The sequence below is a fragment of the Providencia sp. 21OH12SH02B-Prov genome (assembly GCF_027362595.1).
In the GTDB taxonomy this organism is placed as follows: Bacteria; Pseudomonadota; Gammaproteobacteria; order Enterobacterales; family Enterobacteriaceae; genus Providencia; species Providencia zhejiangensis.
In genome coordinates this window covers 637,056-662,624 of the sequence record NZ_CP114796.1, presented here as the reverse complement: position 1 = coordinate 662,624, position 25,569 = coordinate 637,056, and the positions used below count along the sequence as shown (strand labels likewise).

The following is a 25,569-nucleotide window of genomic DNA, read 5'->3' as shown; positions in this document are numbered from 1 at the left end:
CCAACACGATTGAGTAACGATCGTTTTATACCGCATCTAACCAGCTGCACAAAAAAGAAAAATCATGATTATTTCTAATGTAATGTTAAGGCCATGTTATCAATACTCTTCATTAAACTTAATCAAATAAATGAGTATTTCAGACAATAAAAATGCGCAAATAGCACTTCAGATATTACCGATTTTATTTGCTATCGAATATTCGAGATGAATAAGTTTATTCAATAAAATTTTTGTTATTATTCGCTTTACGACAGGAAATACGCGATCTTTAAAGTAGATTTAAATCCTGAAACTGACGTTAAAAATAATGGTAATCATTTGAATTGTCGTTTTTTTAGGACTCATCAAACTTAAAATGCCGCTCATGAAAAAACAATTAATAAAAACTTGGTATAGATCACATTTTATAGTGGAAATCGCCTAAAACCCCCCTCTATATCAAATTTATCCTGAGGACTATTCGCTATAATTCACAGCATGATAAGTCATTATTAGCTATTATATTATTTACTATTAAAAAAGAGAGTTTGTGCGGTATCACTCAACGTGATGCAAACAAGCAGATAGCTAAGCATCAAAAGTATTTAAAAGAATTTATTAATTTACACTTGAACAATGGAGAAGCGCAGTGCAAACCTTCAATGCCGATCTAGCGATTATCGGGGCCGGGGGCGCAGGCTTACGTGCAGCGATAGCTGCCGCAGAAGCAAATCCCAATATCAAGATTGCTCTGATCTCAAAAGTTTACCCAATGCGTAGTCACACTGTGGCCGCAGAGGGGGGATCAGCCGCAGTGACTCAGGCCCATGACTCCTATGACTATCATTTTAATGATACGGTTGCCGGCGGTGACTGGCTGTGTGAGCAGGATGTCGTCGAATACTTTGTCGAACACTGTCCGACAGAAATGACTCAGTTGGAACTATGGGGATGCCCATGGAGCCGTAAACCAGATGGTTCAGTTAACGTTCGTCGTTTTGGCGGTATGAAAATTGAGCGCACTTGGTTCGCTGCCGATAAAACTGGCTTCCATATGCTTCATACCCTGTTCCAGACATCGCTTAAATACCCTCAAATCCAACGCTTTGATGAACATTTTGTTCTCGACATCATTGTTGATGAAGGCCAAGTTCGTGGTCTTGTTGCCCTCAATATGATGGAAGGTACAAAAGTTCAAATCCGAGCTAACTCTATCATCATGGCTACAGGCGGTGCTGGGCGCGTTTATCGCTACAACACTAACGGTGGTATCGTAACGGGTGATGGTATGGGTATGGCATTCCGCCATGGCGTCCCTCTACGGGATATGGAGTTTGTTCAATATCACCCAACGGGTCTTCCTGGATCGGGTATCCTAATGACTGAAGGCTGCCGTGGTGAAGGTGGTATCCTTGTTAATAAAGATGGCTACCGTTATCTACAAGATTACGGCATGGGACCAGAAACACCACTCGGTAAACCTGAAAACAAATATATGGAACTCGGTCCTCGTGACAAAGTTTCGCAAGCTTTCTGGCACGAATGGCGTGCAGGACGCACCATTAGCACCCATCGTGGTGACATTGTGTATCTAGACTTACGTCACCTTGGCGCTGAAAAGCTGCATGAGCGTCTACCGTTTATTTGTGAGCTAGCAAAAGCGTATGTGGGTGTGGACCCCGTTACTGACCCCATTCCTGTTCGCCCTACTGCTCACTACACAATGGGGGGTATCGAAACAGATCAAAACTGTGAAACACGCATCAAAGGCTTGTTCGCTGTTGGTGAGTGTTCATCTGTAGGTCTGCACGGAGCCAACCGTTTAGGTTCTAACTCATTAGCTGAGCTTGTTGTCTTCGGCCGCCTAGCGGGTGAACAAGCGGCTAAACATGCAGCAGAAGCCACGCCTGCTAACGCAAATGCGATTGAAGCACGCACTCGCGATATCGAAGATAATCTGAACAAGCTTCTCAACCAAAAAGGTAAAGAAAGCTGGTCGAAAATCCGCGATGAGATGGGAATCTCAATGGAAGAAGGTTGTGGTATTTACCGTACACCTGAACTCATGCAGAAAACCGTTGATAAAATTGCGGAATTGAAAGAACGCTTTAAACATGTCGAAATTACCGACCATAGCAGCGTGTTCAACACCGATCTACTTTACACTATTGAACTTGGGTTTGGTTTAGATGTTGCCGAATGTATGGCACACTCCGCCTTTAATCGTAAAGAATCGCGTGGTGCACACCAACGTCTTGATGAAGGCTGTACAGAGCGTGATGATGTGAATTTCCTAAAACACACATTGGCATTCTATAACCCAGAAGGCGCACCTCGCCTCGAATACAGTGATGTGAAGATTACTAAATCTCAGCCAGCAAAACGTGTTTATGGTGCAGAAGCTGAAGCTCAAGATAAGGCAAAGAAGGAGCAAGCTAATGGATGATATGAAACACTTAAAAATGGAGATCATGCGCTACAATCCTGAAACGGATAATGAGCCCCATTTAGTGGCATATGATGTCCCTTATGATGAGCAAACCTCATTGCTGGACGCTTTAGGTTATATCAAAGATAACCTTGCACCTGACCTCTCTTATCGTTGGTCTTGCCGTATGGCAATTTGTGGTTCTTGCGGGATGATGGTTGATAAAGTGCCAAAACTGGCCTGTAAAACCTTCCTACGTGACTACCCCAATGGTCTAAAAGTTGAGCCATTAGGCAACTTCCCGATCGAACGTGATTTGGTGGTTGATATGACTCACTTTATTGAGCGCTTAGAAGCGATCAAACCTTATATTATTGGGAATGATCGCAAACCTTCTGAAGGGCCAAATAAGCAAACTCCAGCTCAAATGGCGAAATATCATCAATTTTCAGGCTGTATCAACTGTGGTCTCTGCTATGCCGCATGCCCACAGTTTGGTTTGAATCCTGAGTTTGTTGGTCCTGCTGCAATTACCTTGGCTGAGCGCTACAACTTAGATAACCGTGACCACGGAGCAAAAGAACGCATGCCATTATTGAATGGTGATGATGGTGTCTGGAGCTGTACATTTGTAGGCTACTGCTCTGAAGTCTGTCCTAAGCATGTTGACCCAGCAGCTGCAATCCAGCAAGCGAAAGCAGCCAGCGCGCAAGACTTTATTATCGCCATGCTGAAGCCACGATAAGGAGAATTGAAGTCATGACTACAAAACGTAAACCCTATGTAAGGGAAATGAAGGGCGACTGGTGGCAAAAGTTAGGTTTCTACCGCTTTTACATCGTACGTGAAAGTACCTCCGTTCTTCAGCTATGGTTTAGCCTTTTAGTGTTATTCGGCGTATTCGCCTTAAAAGGTGGTCCAGAATCTTGGGCAAGCTTTGTTGGATTTTTAAGTAATCCAATCGTCATTATTATCAACATTATTACACTGGCTGCGACACTACTTCATACCACAACATGGTTTAATCTAGCGCCAAAAGCCGTCAGTATTATCGTTGGTGATAAGAAAATGTCACAAGAACCGATTGTTAAAGGTTTTTGGGCATTAACGATCTTAGTGACGGCAGCGATTTTAGCAATCGCACTGCTATTTTAATCAACGGAGGATCTGATGAATCTAACGCCTAAACGTTCCGATGAACCAGTTTTCTGGGGATTATTTGGTGCCGGTGGTATGTGGAGTGCCATTGTTGGACCTGCTATCATCATTCTCTTGGGAATATTAATCCCATTAGGTGTTGCACCTGAAATGCTAAGCTATGAGCGTATTGTCGCATTCTGCCAAAGTTTTATCGGGCGTATTTTCTTACTGCTCATGATAATTCTACCAGTATGGTGTGCTATGCACCGTATTCACCACACACTGCACGACTTTAAAGTGCATGTCCCAGCATCAAAATGGGTATTTTATGGTGGTGCGGCGATTATTAGCGTGATCGCTATTATTGGTGTCATTGCTCTGTAACCGCGTTACTGATCCCTCATATGCCTCACCGCTATGAGGGATTTTTCATGATATTGCCTCTCATCTCCCTTACTATTTCCACGTTATTAAACAGCTCTAAGACGACTGTCATGGCAGCCTCTTGATCAAGGCTACGATTTCATTTCCTATCAATCCATCTGCGGTTATGACATGGCGATGACGCTAATGACGTCATCCGGGCTAGATTTGGTAGTGCCTATATTACACATTAATCAATTAGATAGCGCATTTCCCTTGCGTTAATGGCAGCTTCTATGACTGAGGAGATGACTAAACTCTATTCGCTTTTTAGCGTTTATGCTTACCGTTTTATATTTGGTTTATTGTCTTTAATCCGTAACAATCAATACCGAAGAAAAATAAGGATGCGGTATCTGGGATATCACGCAAGTGTCTTTTCCTTAATGATAAAATAGCTTTGATTATGACGGATTGCCTTGTTTATTATGCCATTCATTGCTCAGTTTTATTTATTGAAAAATAAAAGGGGATCTCAATTTTAGACATCGAGATCCCCTCTATTTTATCAATAGATTTTTAATCATTTAGCAAAATGATTTAATTATCTAAAAAGTCTTTTCTCATTGGCACGAATATATCTAAAATTTCGCCATGAGATAAACATTCACAGCGATGTTTCTCATTGGAAGGAATATAGACAACATCACCTTCTCCAACTTCTTTAGAAACATCCCCGACTTGATATCTAAATTTACCTTTGAGTATATAACTCATTTGTTCATGTGGATGAGAGTGTAAGTCACCTAATGTACCCGCGGTGAAAGATAATCTTGCTATCATCATATTTTCACTACCGGGAAATAACTTACGTCGCGTACCTAGGGCAATATTTTTTGCCTCTGTTTCCTTATCGAAAATAAACATTACGACCTTAGTGTTAATATTATGGCTATTTAATTTGATTTTACTAATGGTTCATCATCCGGTGTAATTGGCTTAATATTTCTTAACATTACTAAATAAACCAATGCCCCAATTGCACAAGCAATACCAGATACAATTAATGCCCAAATAAATGAACCCGTTGCCGCAATAATATAGCCAGTTACAATAGGACCTAAAATACCGCCACAGTTAGAAACTGCACTTTGCATTCCACCTAAGACTGACGTCATATTACGTGGCGCAACATCCCCAGGTAATGACCATATTGCTGAGGCTGCAAAGGCAAGTGCTGCATAAGATAAACACAGTAAAAACATCATTAAGGTCACAGATTCAACTAACCCCGAAAATGCGATACTGGTTGCAATCAGCATACCGCCCACAATCGGTAATTTACGAGCAAGGTTGATATTATTATATTTAATATACAAATAATCCGTCGTCCAACCGCCAAGCCATTGACCTGCGATCCCACATAGTGGTGGCAACATGGCAGCAAATCCCATTTCTTCCAAACTCATACCTCGTTCCATCATTAAATAAGCAGGGAACCAAGTAATAAAGAAATAAATGGCGTAGTCCAACATAAAGAAACCGATACACATAGCTTGTACATTGCGGTAACGGATCAACTGATACCACTTCATCGGCTGAATATTATCAATACCATCTTTTTTAATTTGCCCATCACGAATATAAGCAAGCTCTTCAGCACTGATTTTTGGGTGTTGTTCAGGATCGTGATATACCTTTAACCATGCAAAAACCCAGAGAACCCCTAATGCACCGCAAATAATAAATGCCGATTCCCAGCCCCATTTCGCAATGATCCACACCACTAATGGCATGGCGAACGCGGTTCCAAATTTAGAGCCACTATCAAATAATGCCGTTATTCTGCCTCGTTCACGGTCTGGAAACCATTTTGCAGCGATACCACTATTACATGGATATGCCCCAGCTTCCCCCATGCCCATTAGAATTCGAGTGGAAATAAAACTCAGTGGCGTTTTGGCTAATGCGGTGGCAGCTGTTGCTAATGACCACCACAATACCGATCCTGCCAACGTTTTTCTTTGCCCATATTTATCTGCAATAAAACCCGCGGGGATTTGGCATAATGCATAGCTTAAGAAAAACGCTGACATTATCCATCCCATCATCTCTGGTGAAATTTGCAGTTCCTCTGAGATAGTCGGTGCCGCCGCAGACATAACAGTTCTATCTAAGTAATTAATAACAATCGCAAGCGTCATTAATATCGCTATCGAGAACCTTATTTTTGTACCTTTGTTCTTATTTTTCATCGTAACCATACCTTTTAATAAGGAGAGGAAACCAGATAGTGTGATCACTATCTGGCTTATGTAAATGAAGTTACTTAAACAAACGCTCTGGATTTACTGTGAATTTTGCTAACTTATCGATATCTAGTTCGATACCAAGTCCCGGTAATTTTGGAATCGTTAAATAACCCTGCTCATCCACTTTGAATGGTGTTTTAACAATGCCATCGATATATTGGCTACCACCAATAAACTCGACAAAGTCCACTTGTGGGAAAGCGGCCGCCATTTGTAAGTCAGCCGCCAGCCCCATTGCGGTATTCCAACCGTGTCCAACATACTTAACCCCAAACTCATCAGCGAGCCATGCGATTCGACGTTGCTCTGAGATGCCTCCCACTTTCGTCACATCAGGCTGAACGATATCGAATGCCCCTTGTGAGAGCCATGGTAAGAAAGATTGACGACGGGTTAATACTTCACCACCGGCAATAGGTACTGGGCTTTCTTTACGCAGCACTTTAAAGTCTTCAAGGTCATCAGGACGTAACGCTTCTTCAAACCAACCAACTTGATATTCCGCTAACATATGCGATGTTTGGATTGCCCATTTCAAACCGTTTGGCCAATATGCATCACTTGCTCCCGCATCAACTAACAAGTGTGATTCGTACCCTGCCGCATCTCTTGCCGCTTCCACAATTGCTCTATCTAATTTGGCATCGTTGTTACGTCCAAATGGTCCCCAACCAATTTTAAATGCTTTAAAACCAAGCTTTTTATAATCAGAGATCACGTTGAACATTGTCTCTGGTTCTTCCATAAGTAAAGAGCAATACGGCTGTACCTTGGAACGATAATTACCGCCAAGTAACGTACTGACGGGTAGCCCTGTTGCTTTACCTAAAATATCCCACAAAGCAATATCAATACCGCTAATCGTATGTGTTAACGTTCCCCCACGCCCCATCCAGAATGTATTTTGTCTAAGTTTTTCAGACACTCTTTCTGGCTGCAATGCACTTTCACCAATACATAAAGATGCCAGTACAGGAATAGCGGCTTCAACTAAGCGACCATCGGTAAAAACGCTGCCGTACCCCGTGATGCCAGCATCGGTATGCACCGCAATAATGGCGTGGATCGAATCTTCTGGCTTGATTTCATTAGACCATCCCCCTTTTGGGCTCTCCCCAAATAAAGGCACGGCAACAATTTCAGTAATTTTTATGTCTTCAAGCATGTTGTTCATGTTTTTTCCTTCTCTTACTTAACTGTATTTGAGGCATTTAACAACATTGTAAGATTGTATACAATATTCAATTGTTGAATATGTGATCCATTCTGGGTTTATCCCCTCTCGAAAAAATATCGCGATAGTGGGTTTTTTATTGGTTTATTGCTAGCCAATGTGATAATTTTGATGCATTAAAGGCGCAATCAACTACCAATTAATTCTTTGATTAGTAACAAATTTAATAGGCTAAACATCATGACCGTTGAAAAAGGGAAACAATCGCAGAAAATCACCTCGCAAGAAGACTATTGGAAGCCAATCAAAGCAAGGACACTCACTGATGATGTGGTAGATAAAATTGTCGAGGCAGCAACGCGTGGATTTATCCTGCCTGGGGATCGTATTGTTGAAAAAGAAATTGCGGAAAAAATGAATGTCAGCCGTGTTCCTGTTAGAGAAGCCTTAAGAGTATTAGAAAGCCAAGGGATCGTGATTAATGAGCCATTTAAAGGCATACGAATGGCCCCCGTTTCAGAAGAGAGGCTGGATGAACTGATCGAAGTCAGAATTCTATTAGAACGACAAGCGATTAAAACCTTTATCGCTAAACATAAGCATTTAGACCCACAATCTATCGAACAGCTAAACCAGTGTATTGTGCAAATGGCGCGAGCAGCAAAATTAGCGGATAGCTATGAGTTCTCGCTTTGTGACGTGAATTTCCATCGGACATTATGCCAATTAAGCGGGAACAATACCCTAACCGCATTATGGGAAAACGTCTCTAAACAGTTGACAATTATTATTGGGATATCCACCTTTACCAAGCCTATGGAAGAAATTATTGATGAGCACAAAGTGCTATTAGATAAAATACGCTCAGGGGATCTCAATATGCTAGAAACAGAAATCAAAGAGCATATTCGCAATCAAAATAAAGAAATAAACTTTAATCAAGCTATTGATAAAAAAAGAGAGCCCAAATAAATAAACCTAACGTAGCCCTCGATAAAAAGGCCGTGTTAATGAACACGCAAGCGAAAACACTTAGCGCCTAACCTGCAAAGGAGCATCTTGGCTAATCATTACCTATCTCAGGGAAGTTTTTTCGATAGGATTTGCACATATCACGACGAATTTGAGCTTTCCAGCGTACTAAAGAACCCAAATATCGAGTCTCTATTTTCGGCGCATTTGCGTGGATTGAAACTTTATCATTATCCATCAATACGGGCGCCTATTGCGCCCGTATTAACGAGTATATTGATGTTAGCTTGAAACTTTTAGACCGATTAAACCGGTAATAATTAATGCCAAACTTAATAAACGAAATATATTGGCAGACTCACCAAGAAATATAATCCCAACTATCGCGGTTCCCACAGCGCCTATTCCAGTCCAAATCGCATAGGCTGTCCCTGCGGGCAGATCACGCATTGCATAGGCAAGCAGCCCCATACTGGCAATAATCGCAACAATTGTAACAATACTGGGGGTAAGACGAGTGAAACCATGGGTGTATTTTAAACCAACCGCCCAAACAATTTCTAAAAGGCCTGCAAACAATAGGATTACCCAAGCCATTGCTGTAACTCCATAAACAATGCGGGGTCGTCCCCAAATTTTATGACGATCACTTAGGTCGTCCTAAGCGCGTATGATATGAGAGGGTATTATAAACATTCAATTTAAAGGTCTCAAGTAAGAAAATATAACAATTAAATCCAAATAAGTGATTTAAATTAACTTAATTGTACTGTAATGGCTTACAAGAGCATCTTTATTATCGCATATGAATATGTTCAAGAGTAAAGTGTTTTACTCTAAATAAAAAATCAACTGAGAAAATAACATGAAGTTCAAAGATGTATTGCTCGCTCTTTGTGTCGTCATCATTTGGGGTGTTAATTTTGTCATTATCAAATTAGGCGTTACCGCTCTACCGCCTTTGCTCTTAGGGGCTTTACGCTTTGTTTTTGTTGCGTTTCCAGCTATTTTCTTTTTCAGGCGTCCCCGTATCCCATTTAGACTACTTCTACTTTATGGATTAACCATCAGCTTTGGGCAATTTGCATTTCTATTTTGTGCAATTCGAGTGGGTATGCCAGCGGGGATCACTTCGGTTATTTTGCAATCACAAGCTTTTTTCACCTTGCTACTCGGCGCTGTCATTTTAAAAGAAAAATTACAATTAACTCATTATATCGGTATGTTTATTGCCGTGATTGGTTTAACCATATTAGCGAATGGCGGAACCAACAGTGGCCTTGATGATATTCCGTTACTTGGTTTAACTTTTACTTTGATCGCAGGACTTTCATGGGCTTGTGGCAATATTACGAACCGAATCATTATGCAGCATGAAGGCGAAGAAAAATGCAGCGCTCTCTCCTTAGTCAGTTGGAGTGCCCTTATCCCAATCATACCTTTCTTTGTCAGCTCATGGATTTTTGAAGGTGAAGAAGCGATTTTACACGGGTTAGCAGGCTTTGATTGGTCAGTATTCGGTACGATTATTTACCTTGCATATTTATCAACTTTTGTCGGTTATGGATTATGGGGTGTTTTACTCGGGCGTTATGAAGCGTGGCGTGTTGCACCATTTTCGCTGTTAGTTCCCTTGTTCGGGTTAAGTAGTAGTGCCGCATTCCTTGGTGAACAAATTAATAGGGTACAAATTGCAGGCCTGACTTTTATTATGTTTGGTTTAATTATCACCTTATTTGGTCGGAAACTCATTCAACGCGTTAGACAGATTTAATCACCATCATAAGCTACGCTGGAGAGGCTCTCTCTCCAGTTGCCTCCCCTTAATAAGTGAGTCACCTCCCCCTAGATAAATAACCATATGGAATATAATCCCAAAAGCCTACAATTTAATAGCATTAACACATCATCCTGATAATGTCCTTTAGCTTAAATCAAAATAAAATCCAGCCAGTCATCACAATTTAGTGATGTAAATTGCAGTTATGAAATTTATTTTCACCTCAGCATTGGTTTCACGTTTTAGCTATTTTGTCTTTTCGTCAACAGCGGCTATATGTGTCAGTAATCTACAAAGATAATTAATAACAGTTTGATAATAAGACGGATGGAAAGGCTATGGGTAAACAATTAATTTGGATTGTACTAGCAATACTCGGTGCTTTTGCTCTTGGTTATGTTGCATTAAACCGCGGAGAGCAGATCAATGCGCTATGGATCGTCATTGCCGCTGTTTGTATCTATTTAGTCGCCTATCGTTACTATGGGCTATTTATCGCCAAAAAAGTACTGCAAGTTGATGAAACACGCATGACACCATCAATTCGCCATAATGATGGTTTAGACTATGTTCCAACAGATAAAAAAATTCTATTCGGTCACCATTTTGCCGCTATTGCTGGTGCCGGCCCACTAGTTGGTCCTGTTCTTGCTGCACAAATGGGCTACTTACCCGGTATGTTATGGATCCTCGCGGGGGTTGTTCTAGCCGGCGCGGTTCAAGACTTTATGGTGCTATTTGTTTCAACTCGCCGAGATGGTCGTTCATTAGGAGAGCTCGTCAAAGAAGAGATGGGGAATACGGCGGGTATTATTGCTCTGATAGCCTGTTTTATGATTATGGTGATTATTCTTGCCGTACTCGCGATGATTGTTGTCAAAGCACTGACTCACAGCCCTTGGGGAACCTATACTGTTGCCTTCACTATCCCCCTCGCTATCTTTATGGGGATATATACTCGTTATATCCGTCCGGGGCGTATCGGAGAAGTTTCAATTATTGGTTTAGTATTCCTTATATTCGCTATTATTTCAGGGGGTTGGGTTGCTGAAAGTGAAACATGGGCACCCTACTTTGATTATACTGGAGTACAATTGACTTGGATGCTAGTCGGCTATGGCTTCGTGGCGGCAGTGCTACCCGTTTGGTTATTACTCGCTCCTCGTGACTATCTTTCTACCTTCTTAAAAATTGGAACCATTATCGGTTTAGCCATTGGGATTTTAATTTTAAATCCTAACTTGCAAATGCCATCATTGACAAAGTTTGTTGATGGTACAGGCCCTGTGTGGGCAGGTGATCTGTTTCCATTCCTGTTTATTACCATTGCGTGTGGGGCCGTTTCAGGTTTCCATGCATTGATCTCTTCAGGCACCACACCCAAAATGCTGGCGAATGAAAACCAAGCCTGTTTTATTGGTTATGGCGGCATGCTGATGGAATCTTTCGTTGCTATCATGGCGCTGGTTGCAGCTTGTGTCATTGACCCTGGTGTCTATTTTGCAATGAACAGCCCTATCGCCATGCTGGCTCCAGCTGGTACAGAAGATGTTGTCGCGTCAGCTGCACAAGTGGTGAGCAGCTGGGGTTTCCAAATCACGCCTGATCAGTTAACAAATATCGCAAATGAAGTTGGTGAAAACAGTATTATTTCCCGTGCGGGGGGAGCTCCGACACTCGCCGTTGGTATGGCTTATATTCTGCATGGTGCTCTCGGCGGCTTAATGAATGTCTCCTTCTGGTATCATTTCGCCATCCTGTTTGAAGCCTTGTTTATTTTAACCGCTGTCGATGCAGGAACCCGTGCTGCGCGCTTTATGCTACAAGATTTGCTAGGCGTTATTTCACCGTCATTAAAACGGACCGATTCGCTACCTGCAAACTTAGTGGCAACTGCATTATGTGTGCTTGCTTGGGGGTATTTCCTTCATCAAGGCGTTGTTGATCCTCTTGGTGGTATCAACACCTTATGGCCACTATTTGGTATTGCGAACCAAATGCTAGCCGGTATGGCATTGATGCTATGTGCCGTTGTCTTGTTCAAAATGAAGCGCCAAAAATACGCATGGGTGGCTTTAGTACCGACAGCATGGCTGTTAGTCTGTACTATGGTGGCTGGATGGGAAAAAACCTTCAGTGAGGATGCTCGTGTAGGCTTCTTAGCGGTTGCGAATAAATTCCAAGCAATGATTGATAGCGGAAACATTCCATCGCAATACACTGAATCTCAGTTGGTCCAATTGATTTTTAATAACCGCTTAGATGCGGGACTGACCATTTTCTTTATGATTGTCGTCGTCGTATTGGCCCTATTCTCAATTCGTACCGCAATGAAAGCGTTGAAATCTTCTGAACCAACGGCAAACGAAGTGCCATACCAACCGATGCCAGCTAACTATCAGGAGATCGTCGCCAATACCCGTCATCATTAACCAGATAAAGGTGACACGATGACGGCAAGTATGCCGCAGCTCTAACGCTAAGCCCCTTATATAAGGGGCTAACCCTCTAAAGGTCGCTCGTTAAAATAGTAAGCAACACGCATAAAACGGTTAAACGATAATATAACGTTAAGTGAGGGAATAACCATGTTTGGTTCACTAGGTAATGCCGCAAAATATCTCGGGCAAGCAGCAAAAATGATGATTGGTGTGCCTGACTATGATAATTACGTTGCACATATGCAGCTGAATCATCCAGATCAAACACCCATGACGTATGAAGAGTTCTTTAAAGAACGTCAAGATGCTCGCTATGGTGGGAAAGGCGGCTTTAAGTGCTGCTAAGCTGCACTCTCAATTTTAAACGATAAAAAAACCGTAATGCCATACAAACATTACGGTTTTTTAGTTTCATCCAAACAGGTATTATTTTACGCGTGAAACGTATTCGCCTGAACGAGTATCCACTTTGATCACTTCACCAATCTGAACGAATAGAGGTACTTTAACTACTGCACCTGTGCTCAGCGTAGCTGGCTTACCACCAGTACCCGCTGTGTCACCTTTCAGACCTGGGTCAGTATCGGTAATTTCTAACTCGACAAAGTTTGGCGGAGTCACTGCGATTGGGCGACCATTCCACAGAGTCAGAATACAATCGGCTTGGTCGATCAGCCACTTAGCGTTATCACCAACCGCTTTTTCGTCAGCTGCAAGCTGTTCGAAAGTTTCGTTGTTCATGAAATGCCAGAACTCACCATCGTTATAAAGGTAAGTTAAGTTCATATCCATGACATCTGCACCTTCGACAGAATCAGTAGACTTAAATGTTTTTTCCAACAGTTTGTTAGAAATCAGTTTACGAATACGAACACGTGCAAACGCTTGACCTTTACCCGGTTTAACGAATTCACTATCAAGAATTGCACAAGGTTCGCCATCTAACATGATTTTAAGACCTGAGCGGAATTCATTGGTACTATAAGTAGCCATGGAGATCCTCTAAATTTATACACTAAAAATGGCATAGCCAAAAAATGGTCGATATTGTAACTCAAAATACCTCATCCAGAGAAGTCTGGATACAACAACTTGCTGAAGCAATCACTAATCCTGATGAATTGCTACAAATACTGGGGCTAGAAAACCATCAAGCATCGAAAGATGGCAACGACGCACGTAAATTATTTCCATTGCGTGTGCCGAAGCCCTTTATTTCGCGCATGAAAAAAGGCGATCCTCAAGACCCTCTGCTATTGCAAGTATTAACCGCAAAAGCAGAATTTGATATCTATCCGGATTTTTCCACTGATCCATTAGCAGAACAAAATAATGAGATCCCCAGTTTACTACATAAATATCACAACCGAGCATTGATGTTGGTGAAAGGAGGCTGTGCGGTAAACTGTCGTTACTGCTTTCGCCGACATTTTCCTTATGAGGATAACAAAGGAAACAAAAATAATTGGTTGATAGCTGTGGATTATATAAAAAACCACACTGAACTCAATGAAATCATCTTCTCGGGTGGGGATCCCTTAATGGCAAAGGATAGTGAACTCGATTGGTTAATCAGCCAACTGGAAGCGATCCCACATATTAAGCGACTCCGGATCCACTCTCGTCTCCCTGTCGTGATTCCTGAACGCATTACCGATAATTTATGTAACAGGCTTGCTAGCTCGCGCTTTCAAGTCATCATGGTGACACACCTGAACCATGCTAATGAAATCGATGATAGTTTTAGAAATGCCATGCAGAAGCTCAAAAACTCAGGTGTGACATTACTCAACCAAAGCGTGCTATTACGCGGAGTTAATGATAATTCAGATACATTGGCTGATTTAAGTAACGCATTATTTGATGCAGGCATTCTCCCCTATTACCTACATGTTTTAGATAAAGTACAAGGTGCCGCACATTTCTTAGTGAGTGATCAAGAGGCTAGATTACTCATACAACAGCTACTTGGAAAAGTTTCTGGCTACTTAGTACCTAAATTGGCACGGGAGATTGGCGGAGAGCCGAGTAAAACGTTACTCGACCTAAATCTGAAGCAGTGCTGAAATGAAAACGCCCGATAAGTCATCGCTATCGGGCGTTACATGTTCATTTTAGGGACACTTATAAACTTGCCCGATCATCTTGCTATCAACTGGAATGAAGCTTGAAAGAATAGTTTCACTTGGGCTAGTCGCACCAAAAATGACGTTTCCGCCCATAGCGCCAGCTTTGTTGCGTAGATCATTAGCTGCACCACGCATAGAACTTGAATCACTATTGACACCGCTCAACCAGTTGCTTTGAGTTCCTGTTACTTGACCAAGGAGCTGGCAATCACTTCCAGGTTGGTTTTCAACAAAACGAACTTGTGAGCCTGCGGCAGTTAAATTAGTTGTTGTCGAACAGCCTGCTAAAAGTAGTAATGCAGCAGCACCAAGCAATACTTTAATTCGCATGTTTTCCCTCATTTATCATCATGTTTTTGCAGCTGGTTTGAGAACCCTCATTCCCTTCTTTATTCAACTGGCTGTCACCATCAACAGCACCATTGAACTGATCTTCACGAGTGCCACCAAATTATAACCACTCAGGCACCTGTTTACAGCCAAAATTCGCCAGATCTATATTGAGAGATATGGATTACGGTTCAAAGTATCAGCAAAGGCAGAATCCTAAAAAATTAGGCCATCCCTATCAGCCAACGCAGCTTACCATAAAACGCGTATACTCTAAATAATTCGCAGCACGTTTCAACTATACCGAGTATTTAACACGTTGGGTTTTCTGTTACTGACCAAACCAATTTGCCTTACTCCAAATATAACCTGTTGCATGTCCTTTTCGCAAAAATAAATATGTAATATCTCATTTGAGAGCCTAGCGGCTAACACACTTAATCAGACTGACGGCCTCTTTATCAATGTCTTTAGAGACTCTCTACATGTTCATTTAGCGACCAAACTCATCACTCATTGAAGCACAGCCATAGACGAATGATATAAAAAAACCGGTACTGCCAGCCAATACTCGCAATACCGGTTTAAAAGGCTTAACAGTGATTATTCACTGTTTGAGCGTGATGTCGCCAAATGGCTTACATCATACCGCCCATTCCACCCATTCCGCCCATTCCAGCAGCACCTAAATCAGGGCCGTCTTCTTTAGGCATTTCAGTGATCATTGCTTCAGTCGTAATCATCAGACCTGCAATTGATGCAGCAAATTGCAGTGCAGAACGAGTAACTTTAGTTGGGTCCAAAATACCCATCTCAATCATGTCACCGTAAGTATCTGTTGCTGCGTTGTAACCTTCGTTACCTGTCGCTGCTTTAACCGTATTAACAACAACAGACGCTTCTTCACCCGCGTTAGTGACGATTTGACGCATTGGTGCTTCCATCGCACGTAGTGCAACACGAATACCTACGTTTTGCTCTTCGTTATCACCTTTCAGTGAAGCCAATTTCGCAGCAACACGTACTAGTGCGGTACCACCACCAGCAACAACACCTTCTTCAACAGCAGCGCGAGTTGCATGCAGAGCATCGTCAACACGAGCACGTTTTTCTTTCATTTCAACTTCAGTTGCAGCACCGACTTTAATCACCGCAACACCGCCAGCTAATTTAGCGACACGCTCTTGCAGTTTTTCACGGTCATAATCAGAAGTTGATTCTTCGATTTGTTGGCGAATTTGAGCCACACGACCTGAAATAGCAGACTCATCACCGACACCATCAATAATAGTGGTAGTGTCTTTGTTGATAACGATACGTTTTGCTTGACCCAGATCTTCTAATGTTGCTTTCTCAAGCTCCATACCGATCTCTTCAGAGATAACAGTACCATTAGTTAGAATCGCGATATCTTGTAACATCGCTTTACGGCGATCACCAAAACCAGGTGCTTTAACCGCAGCAACTTTAACGATACCACGCATAGTGTTAACAACCAGAGTTGCCAGCGCTTCACCTTCAACATCTTCAGCGATGATCAGTAGCGGCTTGCTCGCTTTCGCAACACCTTCTAATACAGGTAGCAATTCACGGATGTTAGACACTTTTTTGTCAACTAACAGGATGAATGGGTTTTCCAGTTCAACAACACCGGTTTCTGGCTTATTGATGAAATAAGGAGACAGGTAACCACGGTCGAACTGCATACCTTCAACAACATCCAGCTCATCTTCCAGACCAGTACCTTCTTCAACCGTGATAACGCCTTCTTTACCGACTTTATCCATGGCTTCTGCAATCAGCTTACCAACAGTTTCATCTGAGTTTGCAGAGATAGTACCAACCTGCGCAATTGCTTTAGAGTCTGAACATGGAACAGACAGTGCTTTTAGCTCTTCAACCGCGGCAACAACTGCTTTATCGATACCACGTTTCAGATCCATTGGGTTCATACCCGCAGCAACGGCTTTTAGACCTTCAGTAACAATAGCTTGTGCCAGTACAGTCGCAGTAGTCGTACCGTCACCTGCTGCATCGTTAGCTTTAGATGCAACTTCTTTAACCATTTGTGCACCCATGTTTTCGAATTTATCTTCTAATTCGATTTCACGAGCAACTGAAACACCGTCTTTAGTGATAACCGGTGAACCAAATGATTTATCCAGAACCACGTTACGACCTTTTGGTCCTAAAGTGACTTTCACTGCATCTGCTAGAATATTCACACCACGAAGCATTTTTACGCGTGCGTCATTACCAAATTTAACGTCTTTAGCTGCCATTATTTCTTTCCTTTAAATTCTTTTCGTTAGTTGAGAAGATCTAAGTGAAAATTACGCTTCAACAATTGCGAGAATGTCACTCTCTGACATGATCAGCACTTCTTCGTTGTCGATTTTTTCAGCTTTCACGCCATAACCGTCGTTAAAAATAACGATGTCGCCGACTTTCACATCCAAAGCTTTAATTTCACCATTTTCAAGGATGCGACCGTTACCAACGGCGAGAACTTCACCACGCGTAGATTTACCTGCTGCTGTGCCAGTCAGAACGATGCCGCCAGCAGATTTAGATTCAACTTCTTTACGCTTGACGATAACACGGTCATGCAATGGACGAATTTTCATTAATAGTTCTCCTATAAATAAAGTCCACACTAGGTAAAAGGACGATACTAGTATGTCTAAATAAACCAGTACCATGTTTTTCCAGATTGGGGCGAGTTGGAGTGACTTCAAGGGGGGGAAGATAAAATTTTTTTGTTTTTACCTTCCCCGTATTAGAGGGATAACTACTTAGGACGGTTATCTTTTTCAGATTCGCTAGATTCTTCAGATTTATCGATCGTATAGGATGGATCATCCTGTTTACGTTGAAATTCTCCCTCAAATGTATCGCCTTGTTGGAATGGGTTATGACGCCCTGCACTAAAGCCATTTCCCGTCTGAGAAAAACGAATATGGGGGATCAAACGCATCACAAATAATTTTTGAACTGGTGGCAACAATAAAAGTAAGCCAATAAAATCAGTAAAGAAGCCCGGTACGATTAATAAAAAGCCAGCAAGTACCAGAGCAACACTTTTAATCATTTCTGCGGCAGGGCTTTCACCAGCTGCTATTTTTTGTTGAATTTGCATGACATTTTTCATTCCCTGATTTTTGACCAGCGAAATCCCTAAACAGGATGTCAATACAACCAAAATAAGTGTCGCCAACACACCAATCTCTGAGGCAACACGGACGGATATGACAGACTCAATATAAATGAGAAGGCATATAAATATGAGTGGTAACCAGCGCACAAGTTCTCCTTTGTTTCAATTCGCTTTATTCCCGCCATTCTTTAAATTGCATAGGAATTCACCTCGTTAGCATCTTGAGACATATCATTGACCTAGCTGTCTTCAAGGGGATTACAGGCTATCTACCTACAACTTAGAGTCTGTCAGGTATAAATGAGTTCTCGCCTCTTGGAAAACCTTTGTGAACTGTATCTAAGAGACAAACAACAACATTCGCTTTTTTACATAGTATAGACATAATGATGGAGGTAACTATAACGCTTTTCAACTCATGGAGATTTCTCATTTTTTTATTTTCATCTGTGAGCACTCTCACATATTTTGAAAACAGTTTCATAAATCAAACTATATAGTGATCTAGGTTCAAGGCAATGATTTAAGAACAGCATATCATCTACCTATAAATCAGTAGATCATCATGCTGATAACGGAGTAACAAGGGTTTAACACCTATAATATTTTGTTTCACGGTATATATATTTTTAAAAGCGCATAATAGACAGTAACTGTAATCTAATTAAGAAGGTTCTCATGTCAAACAATACTCGTATCGAAGAAGACCTGTTAGGTCAGAAAGAAGTCCCATCTGATGCCTATTACGGTGTTCATACTCTGCGTGCGATTGAAAACTTTTATATCAGCGACCGCACCATTAACGATGTGCCAGAATTTATTCGCGGCATGGTAATGGTTAAAAAAGCGGCAGCAATGGCGAACAAAGAACTTCATACTATCCCACGTAACATCGCTGATACCATCATCAAAGCTTGCGATGTTGTTCTGGATACTGGCAAATGCATGGATCAGTTCCCTGTTGATGTATTCCAAGGTGGTGCAGGTACATCACTGAACATGAATACTAACGAAGTCCTTGCCAACATCGGTCTTGAACTGATGGGTCATCAGAAAGGTGAATATGAATACCTAAATCCGAATGACCATTTAAATAAGAGCCAATCAACCAATGATGCATACCCAACAGGTTTCCGCATCGCGGTCTACAATTCAGTTATCAAATTGATTGACTCCGTTGAATACCTGAAAAAAGGCTTTGAGAAAAAAGCGGAAGAATTTAAAGACATTCTGAAAATGGGTCGTACCCAATTACAGGATGCTGTGCCAATGACCGTAGGACAAGAGTTCCACGCATTTGCAACTCTTTTAAAAGAAGAAGAGAAAAACCTGAAACGTAGCATTGAGTTACTGCTAGAAGTTAACTTAGGTGCTACTGCCATCGGTACAGGTTTAAATACCGCGCCAGGTTACCAAAAACTGGCTGTTGAAAAATTAGCTGAAGTGACTGGCTTACCATGTGTACCAGCAGAAGACCTGATTGAAGCGACTTCTGACTGTGGTGCATACATCACCGTTCACGCTGGCCTAAAACGCCTTGCGGTTAAGCTATCCAAAATCTGTAATGACTTACGTTTACTCTCTTCAGGTCCTCGCGCTGGTCTTAAAGAAATCAATCTGCCTGAACTGCAAGCAGGTTCTTCAATTATGCCAGCAAAAGTTAACCCAGTTATTCCTGAAGTTGTTAACCAAGCTTGCTTCAAAGTTATCGGTAACGATATCTGTGTTACAATGGCAGCTGAAGCGGGTCAGCTACAGTTAAACGTCATGGAACCAGCTATCGGTCAAGCAATGTTTGAATCCATTTCATTGATGAGCAATGCTTGCCGTAACTTAGTTGAAAAATGCGTCAACGGTATCACAGTTAACAAAGAAATCTGTGAAGCGTTCGTCTTTAATTCTATCGGTATCGTCACTTATCTGAACCCATTCATTGGCCACCATAATGGTGACATCGTAGGTAAGATCTGTGCAGAAACAGGTAAGAGTGTCCGCGAGGTCGTTCTGGAGCGTGGCTTACTGACCGAAGAGCAGTTGGATGATATCTTCTCTGTTGAGAACCTAAAACATCCAGCTTATAAAGCGAAAAGATTTGATGACTAATCATTTATGTTAACCATAAATAATACTTAAAAATCAAGGCACGCCTCTCCTTCGGAAAGCGTGCCTTTTTAGTTTTATGCACACACAAAAAATTAACACTACAGTTTCATATTTTTAATTTTAATTTTGTCGAGGAGTAAACACTATGCTAGCCGTAGAATTTATTATTGTTCTGCTGGCCATATTTCTGGGGGCCCGTCTTGGTGGGATAGGTATCGGTTTTGCCGGTGGCCTAGGTGTCTTGGTACTCGCTGCAATTGGCGTGAAACCAGGCACCATTCCATTTGACGTTATCTCCATTATCATGGCCGTAATCGCAGCTATTTCAGCAATGCAAATTGCTGGTGGCCTTGATTACTTAGTTGCTCAAACAGAAAAACTACTGCGCCGTAATCCTAAATACATCACCATCCTTGCGCCAATCGTGACCTATTTCCTAACCCTATTTGCGGGGACAGGTAATATCTCTTTAGCAACTTTGCCCGTTATTGCTGAAGTCGCAAAAGAGCAAGGCGTAAAACCTTGTCGTCCACTTTCAACTGCCGTTGTGGCTGCTCAAATCGGTATTACCGCTTCACCTATTTCTGCGGCTGTTGTGTATATGGCTTCCGTTATGGAAAACCCAGCGATGGTTGGTGCTGGTAACACCGTTAGCTATATCACACTATTAGGTATCCTGTTACCATCGACTTTCCTTGCTATCATCCTAATGTCTTTCATTATCTCTTGGACATTCAACTCTAAACTATCGGATGACCCTATTTACCAGAAACGTTTGGCTGAAGGCCTCGTTGAGCTGCGTGGTAGCCAAGTTAAAGATATCAAAGCAGGTGCAAAATCATCGGTTCTGTTGTTCTTACTGGGCGTTGTGGGTGTGGTCATTTATGCCATCATCAACAGCCCAAGCTTAGGTATCGTCAAGACACCATTGATGAACACCACCAATGCTATTCTGATCATTATGCTGAGTGTGGCAACCCTAATCACTATTCTCTGCCGTGTGAGTACTGACTCTATCCTTAACTCAAGTACCTTTAAAGCAGGTATGAGTGCCTGTATCTGTATTCTGGGTGTTGCTTGGTTAGGTGATACTTTCGTACAACATAATATTGATTGGATTAAAGCAACTGCTGGCGACTTAATTCATGAGCATTCTTGGATGCTAGCTGTGATCTTCTTCTTCTGTTCAGCACTGCTGTATTCACAAGCTGCGACAGCAAAAGCGTTAATGCCAATGGCGTTAGCATTACATGTTAGCCCATTGACGGCTATCGCATCATTCTCTGCGGTATCTGGCTTATTCATTCTGCCAACTTACCCAACGCTCGTTGCTGCGGTACAAATGGATGATACAGGGACAACACGCATCGGTCGTTTTGTCTTTAACCACCCATTCTTCATTCCAGGCACGATTGCCGTCATCTTAGCCGTCACCTTCGGTTTCCTATTTGGCGGTATGATGTTGTAGTCATTTAATCTTTAAAATAAAACCCCCAAACGTTGTTATCCAACGCTTGGGGGTTATTTATTTTCGCTTATCAAAATCAATCACTATAGCGAAACACATCGAACACCCATTAAAATGCCTCAAGCAAGGTCAGTCATATTATCTATTCTTTAACTGTTGCCCTAACTGTAAGACTTTCGCGACGTTATAGGCAGCTTGTTGCAAGTTAGCCGCCCCTTCAGATAAGGCCTCTTCGAGTGAACATAAGCGGGGGACAATACTAAAAAAGGCATCAATACCTTCTTGATGTAATGCTTCAACACCTTTCCCTAAAACACCACTCAACGCAATCACCGGAACCTGGTGTTTAGCCGCTACTTTAGCAATACCAATTGGTGCTTTGCCGCCAGCCGTTTGTCCATCCATACTCCCTTCACCAACGATCACTAGGTCGGTATCAATCATTTCTTTTTCTAAATTGACCGCTTGAACGACAATCTCTATCCCAGGTTTTAAATTAGCCTTCATAAACGCGGCAGCAGCAACAGATATTCCGCCCGCCGCACCGCCTCCCGCTAAATGACGATAATCGATGCCTACCGTGCTCTCTATCACATCCGCCAGTTGATTAAGACCTTGTTCAAGCGTCACTACCATCTCTGCGGTAGCACCTTTCTGAGGGCCAAATATTGCTGCTGCACCGCGCTCACCAACTAACGGGTTATCCACATCACATGCCACTTCGATATCACAGTCTTTTAATCGCGGGTCTAGGCCTGATACATCGATGTAAGCGATCTTATTTAATATTTCACCACCCAGTCCAAGCTGTTGGTTTTGTGCATCATAAAAGATAGCGCCTAACGCTTGCAGCATACCGACGCCGCCATCGACAGTCGCACTCCCCCCAATCCCCAAAATAATCTGTGTTACGCCTTTATCTAAAGCATCTTTAATCAACTGGCCAGTACCAAAACTACTCGCCAGCATCGGGTTACGTTGTTTAGGAGCAACTAGCATTAATCCACTTGCAGCAGCCATTTCAATAACGGCGGTTTTTCCTTGATGAAGTAAGCCATAAGTCGCCATCACGGGTTTATTCAATGGCCCTGAGACTTCAAGTGTCACATGCTCTCCTCCGATTGCGGCGATCAACGCATCAACAGTACCTTCACCCCCATCGGCAATCGGTAAACAGAGATAAGTCGCATCCGGAAAGATAGCGTGAAATCCTTGCTTCACGGCATGAGCAGCAACTTCTGCACTGATACTTTCCTTAAATGAATCAGGTGCGATGATAATTTTCATAATAGAGATCCCTGTGAAAAACTGAGCCGATTTTCTAATTATATCATGTTGATATCTACCCTACTGCAAATTGCTATCGCCACTTGAATGGTGTGGGGTCACAGAATAGAGTCACTGTTGTGCATAAAGCAAACTGCTATAAATACATAATGAACATTGCTATGATGCTAGGTAGTAGAACAATATTGTGACGGAGCTAACAATGTCAGTACAGCGCGAAGAAATTTTGAGTCATGCTCTTAACCAGTTAGAAAAAAAAGGTCTATCCGCATCCACCGAGCATCTCCTCCATGAGATTGCGCCTGATTTTAGCGTGATCCGCCAATTTTGGCCTGACGATGAAGCTTTGGTGTACGATTGCTTACGCTACCATGGACAACAAATTGAAATTTGGCAGCGTCAAACACGATTAGATGACTCTCTCAATCCTCAACAGAAATTATCTGCTCGTTATCAACAACTCTATCAGCGCGTCAGTGAAGGGCGCTTTCCGGGTTGTCTATTTGTTTCGGCTTGCAACCACTACCCCGATCCACAACATCCTATTCACCAATTAAGTCGTATACAAAAAGATAACTCTTTCCTGTATACCAAAGAGTTGTTGGATGAGCTAGACATCGAAGATTCCGAACTGGTTGCTAATCAAATGGAGTTAGTTTTAGAAGGTTGCCTAAATCGCCTATTGATTCAACGAGACATTAAGGATGTTGAAATCGCTCAACACCTGTCAGAAGATATTTTAGCGATTGCGTTATGCCGAAAAAAAGGCGCTCTAAGCTAAAAAAAGTACGATCGCGCGTTAAACCGTCACTTTTTGCTGAAAAAGAAAACACTCAGTTAAAAATTACGTTTTTTTAGAAAAAACTCGTTGACGCAAACCGCCTAATACGGTTTAATGCGCCCCGTTGCCCGGATAGCTCAGTCGGTAGAGCAGGGGATTGAAAATCCCCGTGTCCTTGGTTCGATTCCGAGTCCGGGCACCACCTTATTATCAACAGACGTCAACCGACGTCTGTTTTTGTTTGTAAAGCCCGCTAAAATCAACACTCTCCCAAAGTTTCAACTCCACTGAATTCTACTCGATTCTACCCACATCAACCCCATTGCGTGGGTACAATTGCGGGTATACACTAGTTCGATAGAATTTTGTACCCACTTTATCTCTCAGGAAGCTCACTATGGCACTGACTGACGCTAAAATTCGGGCGGCTAAACCCGATGTGAAATCCTATAAATTAACCGATGGTGCAGGTCTGCACTTATTGGTTCACACTAATGGTTCTAAGTACTGGCGATTACGCTACCGCCATTTAGGTAAAGAGAAAACCTTAGCATTGGGTTTATACCCTGATGTCTCTTTATCAGAGGCGCGTTTAAAACGTGATGAAGCAAGAAAATTGATTGCTGACGGTATTGACCCGTGCGAACAAAAACGTGTGGCTAAAGCAGCTTCTGATGCTAATCTCTCTTTTGAAACCATCGCAAGACAATGGCATGCCAGCAATAAAAAATGGTCTGAATCACACAGTGAAAAGGTTTTAAAGAGTTTGGAGTCGCATGTCTTTCCTTATATTGGATTACGCGATATCACTACCCTCAAAACCCCTGACCTGCTTATTCCTATCCGTGCAGCAGAAAGTAAAGAGATTTATGAGATAGCTGCGCGTTTACAGCAACGTATCGCTGCTGTTATGCGTTATGCGGTGCAATCCGGTATTATTGGTTATAACCCTGCTATTGATACCGCAGGGGCTGTAACGACTGTACAACGCCAACATCGTCCAGCTCTTAACCTTGACCGTCTACCTGAACTCATTGCCCGTATCGATGCTTATAAAGGGCAACCCGTCACTCGCCTAGCCGTGATGTTAAATTTATTAGTGTTTATTAGGTCAAGCGAACTTCGCTATGCGCGTTGGTCTGAAATTGACTTCGATAAAGCCTTATGGACTATTCCTGCTCAGCGAAAGCCTATACCCGGCGTTAAATTCTCATACAGAGGCGCTAAAATGCGCACTCCGCATTTAGTTCCCCTTAGCCACCAAGCCATCACTATACTGAAAGAGATTTGGACATGGACGGGTGAACATGAATTGATCCTAACGGGCGCTCATAATCCCTTTAAGCCTATGAGCGAAAATACGGTCAATAAAGCCTTACGTGTGATGGGCTATGATACGAAGACTGAAATTTGTGGACACGGTTTTAGAACGATGGCGTGCAGTTCACTTATTGAGTCCGGATTGTGGTCGAAGGACGCCGTAGAAAGGCAAATGAGCCACCAAGAACGTAACTCAGTGAGGGCTGCTTATATTCATAAGGCAGAACATATAGACCAACGCCGATTAATGGTGCAATGGTGGGCTGATTATTTGGATGCTAATCGGGAACAAACTATTTCGCCATTCGACTTTGCCAAATTGAATAACCCAATGATTAATACCGGCGGTTAAAAATCAAATAAAAAACAGTTTAATTCTCTCATCTGGGGGCCTATTTGGGG

23 protein-coding genes and 1 tRNA gene are annotated in these 25,569 nt (G+C 42.2%); 14 read left to right on the top strand and 10 right to left on the bottom strand.

Features of this window, described 5'->3' with window-relative positions; translation table 11 throughout:
* Positions 1 to 631 precede the first annotated feature (631 nt).
* From frdA to frdD, 4 genes are read left to right on the top strand one after another with little or no spacing between them, the layout of a single operon-like run.
* Entirely contained in the window at positions 632 to 2,428 is a 1,797-nt protein-coding gene (gene frdA / locus O7C57_RS03155) for a fumarate reductase (quinol) flavoprotein subunit (protein WP_269723616.1), read from the top strand.
* Positions 2,421 to 3,155, top strand: a complete 735-nt coding sequence (locus tag O7C57_RS03150; protein ID WP_154624539.1) for a succinate dehydrogenase/fumarate reductase iron-sulfur subunit — start codon at positions 2,421 to 2,423, stop codon at positions 3,153 to 3,155. Before frdA ends, O7C57_RS03150 begins: the two co-directional genes overlap by 8 nt.
* Before the next feature lie 14 nt (positions 3,156 to 3,169).
* Positions 3,170 to 3,565, top strand: coding sequence for a fumarate reductase subunit FrdC (frdC, locus tag O7C57_RS03145; protein WP_004925800.1), 396 nt, complete (start codon positions 3,170 to 3,172; stop codon positions 3,563 to 3,565).
* A 15-nt stretch (positions 3,566 to 3,580) separates the two neighbouring features.
* A complete protein-coding gene (gene frdD, locus O7C57_RS03140; protein WP_004925804.1) occupies positions 3,581 to 3,934 on the top strand; it encodes a fumarate reductase subunit FrdD in 354 nt (117 codons plus the stop codon).
* A 579-nt stretch (positions 3,935 to 4,513) separates the two neighbouring features.
* On the opposite strand, the gene O7C57_RS03135 is transcribed toward frdD, so the two are convergent.
* The 3 genes from O7C57_RS03135 to O7C57_RS03125 form a co-directional block, all read right to left on the bottom strand.
* On the bottom strand, positions 4,514 to 4,840 hold the full coding sequence (locus tag O7C57_RS03135) for a cupin domain-containing protein (RefSeq protein WP_163863068.1): 327 nt from the start codon (positions 4,838 to 4,840) through the stop codon (positions 4,514 to 4,516).
* A 29-nt stretch (positions 4,841 to 4,869) separates the two neighbouring features.
* The gene (locus O7C57_RS03130) at positions 4,870 to 6,168 is read right to left on the bottom strand and encodes an MFS transporter (protein WP_154624541.1); all 1,299 of its coding nucleotides are present in this window, start codon (positions 6,166 to 6,168) and stop codon (positions 4,870 to 4,872) included.
* Between the two features lie 70 nt (positions 6,169 to 6,238).
* Positions 6,239 to 7,399, bottom strand: coding sequence for a mandelate racemase/muconate lactonizing enzyme family protein (locus O7C57_RS03125; protein WP_004925816.1), 1,161 nt, complete (start codon positions 7,397 to 7,399; stop codon positions 6,239 to 6,241).
* Positions 7,400 to 7,639: 240 nt separating this feature from the next.
* Here O7C57_RS03125 and O7C57_RS03120 point away from each other — a divergent pair, with 240 nt between their 5' ends.
* Positions 7,640 to 8,371 carry a GntR family transcriptional regulator gene (locus tag O7C57_RS03120; protein ID WP_269723615.1) on the top strand — a complete coding sequence of 244 codons (732 nt, stop codon included), beginning with the start codon at positions 7,640 to 7,642 and terminating at the stop codon, positions 8,369 to 8,371.
* Between the two features lie 282 nt (positions 8,372 to 8,653).
* Here the strand turns inward: O7C57_RS03120 and sugE are convergent, their stop codons facing one another.
* Positions 8,654 to 8,968, bottom strand: a complete 315-nt coding sequence (gene sugE, locus O7C57_RS03115; protein WP_154624543.1) for a quaternary ammonium compound efflux SMR transporter SugE — start codon at positions 8,966 to 8,968, stop codon at positions 8,654 to 8,656.
* Between the two features lie 268 nt (positions 8,969 to 9,236).
* On the opposite strand from sugE, the gene O7C57_RS03110 reads away from it, so the two are divergent.
* The 3 genes from O7C57_RS03110 to O7C57_RS03100 all read left to right on the top strand — a co-directional run bounded on the left by O7C57_RS03110 (position 9,237) and on the right by O7C57_RS03100 (position 12,937).
* On the top strand, positions 9,237 to 10,145 hold the full coding sequence (locus tag O7C57_RS03110; RefSeq protein ID WP_269723614.1) for an EamA family transporter: 909 nt from the start codon (positions 9,237 to 9,239) through the stop codon (positions 10,143 to 10,145).
* Between the two features lie 344 nt (positions 10,146 to 10,489).
* On the top strand, positions 10,490 to 12,583 hold the full coding sequence (gene cstA / locus O7C57_RS03105; protein WP_154624545.1) for a pyruvate/proton symporter CstA: 2,094 nt from the start codon (positions 10,490 to 10,492) through the stop codon (positions 12,581 to 12,583).
* Positions 12,584 to 12,739: 156 nt separating this feature from the next.
* Complete coding sequence (locus O7C57_RS03100) at positions 12,740 to 12,937, top strand: YbdD/YjiX family protein (protein WP_154624546.1); 198 nt, start codon at positions 12,740 to 12,742, stop codon at positions 12,935 to 12,937.
* Between the two features lie 81 nt (positions 12,938 to 13,018).
* Here the strand turns inward: O7C57_RS03100 and efp are convergent, their stop codons facing one another.
* Positions 13,019 to 13,585, bottom strand: coding sequence for an elongation factor P (gene efp, locus O7C57_RS03095; RefSeq protein WP_154624547.1), 567 nt, complete (start codon positions 13,583 to 13,585; stop codon positions 13,019 to 13,021).
* Between the two features lie 44 nt (positions 13,586 to 13,629).
* Between efp and epmB the strand changes: the two genes are divergently transcribed.
* Positions 13,630 to 14,658, top strand: a complete 1,029-nt coding sequence (gene epmB, locus O7C57_RS03090; RefSeq protein WP_196713648.1) for an EF-P beta-lysylation protein EpmB — start codon at positions 13,630 to 13,632, stop codon at positions 14,656 to 14,658.
* A 48-nt stretch (positions 14,659 to 14,706) separates the two neighbouring features.
* Here epmB and O7C57_RS03085 read toward each other — a convergent pair whose 3' ends face one another.
* The 4 genes from O7C57_RS03085 to O7C57_RS03070 all read right to left on the bottom strand — a co-directional run bounded on the left by O7C57_RS03085 (position 14,707) and on the right by O7C57_RS03070 (position 18,355).
* A complete protein-coding gene (locus tag O7C57_RS03085; protein ID WP_154624549.1) occupies positions 14,707 to 15,051 on the bottom strand; it encodes a DUF4156 domain-containing protein in 345 nt (114 codons plus the stop codon).
* Positions 15,052 to 15,689: 638 nt separating this feature from the next.
* Positions 15,690 to 17,333, bottom strand: coding sequence for a chaperonin GroEL (gene groL / locus O7C57_RS03080; protein ID WP_154624550.1), 1,644 nt, complete (start codon positions 17,331 to 17,333; stop codon positions 15,690 to 15,692).
* Between the two features lie 51 nt (positions 17,334 to 17,384).
* Entirely contained in the window at positions 17,385 to 17,678 is a 294-nt protein-coding gene (locus tag O7C57_RS03075; protein ID WP_008914587.1) for a co-chaperone GroES, read from the bottom strand.
* A gap of 164 nt (positions 17,679 to 17,842) precedes the next feature.
* Positions 17,843 to 18,355 (bottom strand): FxsA family protein, encoded by a 513-nt coding sequence (locus tag O7C57_RS03070; protein ID WP_269723613.1) that lies wholly within the window; start codon positions 18,353 to 18,355, stop codon positions 17,843 to 17,845.
* Between the two features lie 531 nt (positions 18,356 to 18,886).
* Here O7C57_RS03070 and aspA point away from each other — a divergent pair.
* Positions 18,887 to 20,311 (top strand): aspartate ammonia-lyase, encoded by a 1,425-nt coding sequence (gene aspA, locus O7C57_RS03065; protein WP_154624551.1) that lies wholly within the window; start codon positions 18,887 to 18,889, stop codon positions 20,309 to 20,311.
* 145 nt (positions 20,312 to 20,456) lie between these two features.
* A complete protein-coding gene (locus tag O7C57_RS03060; protein ID WP_154624552.1) occupies positions 20,457 to 21,779 on the top strand; it encodes an anaerobic C4-dicarboxylate transporter in 1,323 nt (440 codons plus the stop codon).
* A gap of 138 nt (positions 21,780 to 21,917) precedes the next feature.
* Here O7C57_RS03060 and O7C57_RS03055 read toward each other — a convergent pair whose 3' ends face one another.
* Entirely contained in the window at positions 21,918 to 23,066 is a 1,149-nt protein-coding gene (locus tag O7C57_RS03055) for a glycerate kinase (protein ID WP_154624553.1), read from the bottom strand.
* Positions 23,067 to 23,268: 202 nt separating this feature from the next.
* Between O7C57_RS03055 and dicD the strand changes: the two genes are divergently transcribed.
* From dicD to O7C57_RS03040, 3 genes are all read left to right on the top strand, one after another.
* Complete coding sequence (gene dicD, locus O7C57_RS03050) at positions 23,269 to 23,847, top strand: division control transcriptional repressor DicD (protein WP_154624554.1); 579 nt, start codon at positions 23,269 to 23,271, stop codon at positions 23,845 to 23,847.
* 126 nt (positions 23,848 to 23,973) lie between these two features.
* Positions 23,974 to 24,049, top strand: a tRNA-Phe gene (locus O7C57_RS03045).
* Between the two features lie 195 nt (positions 24,050 to 24,244).
* On the top strand, positions 24,245 to 25,519 hold the full coding sequence (locus O7C57_RS03040; RefSeq protein ID WP_214271508.1) for a tyrosine-type recombinase/integrase: 1,275 nt from the start codon (positions 24,245 to 24,247) through the stop codon (positions 25,517 to 25,519).
* Positions 25,520 to 25,569 lie beyond the last annotated feature (50 nt).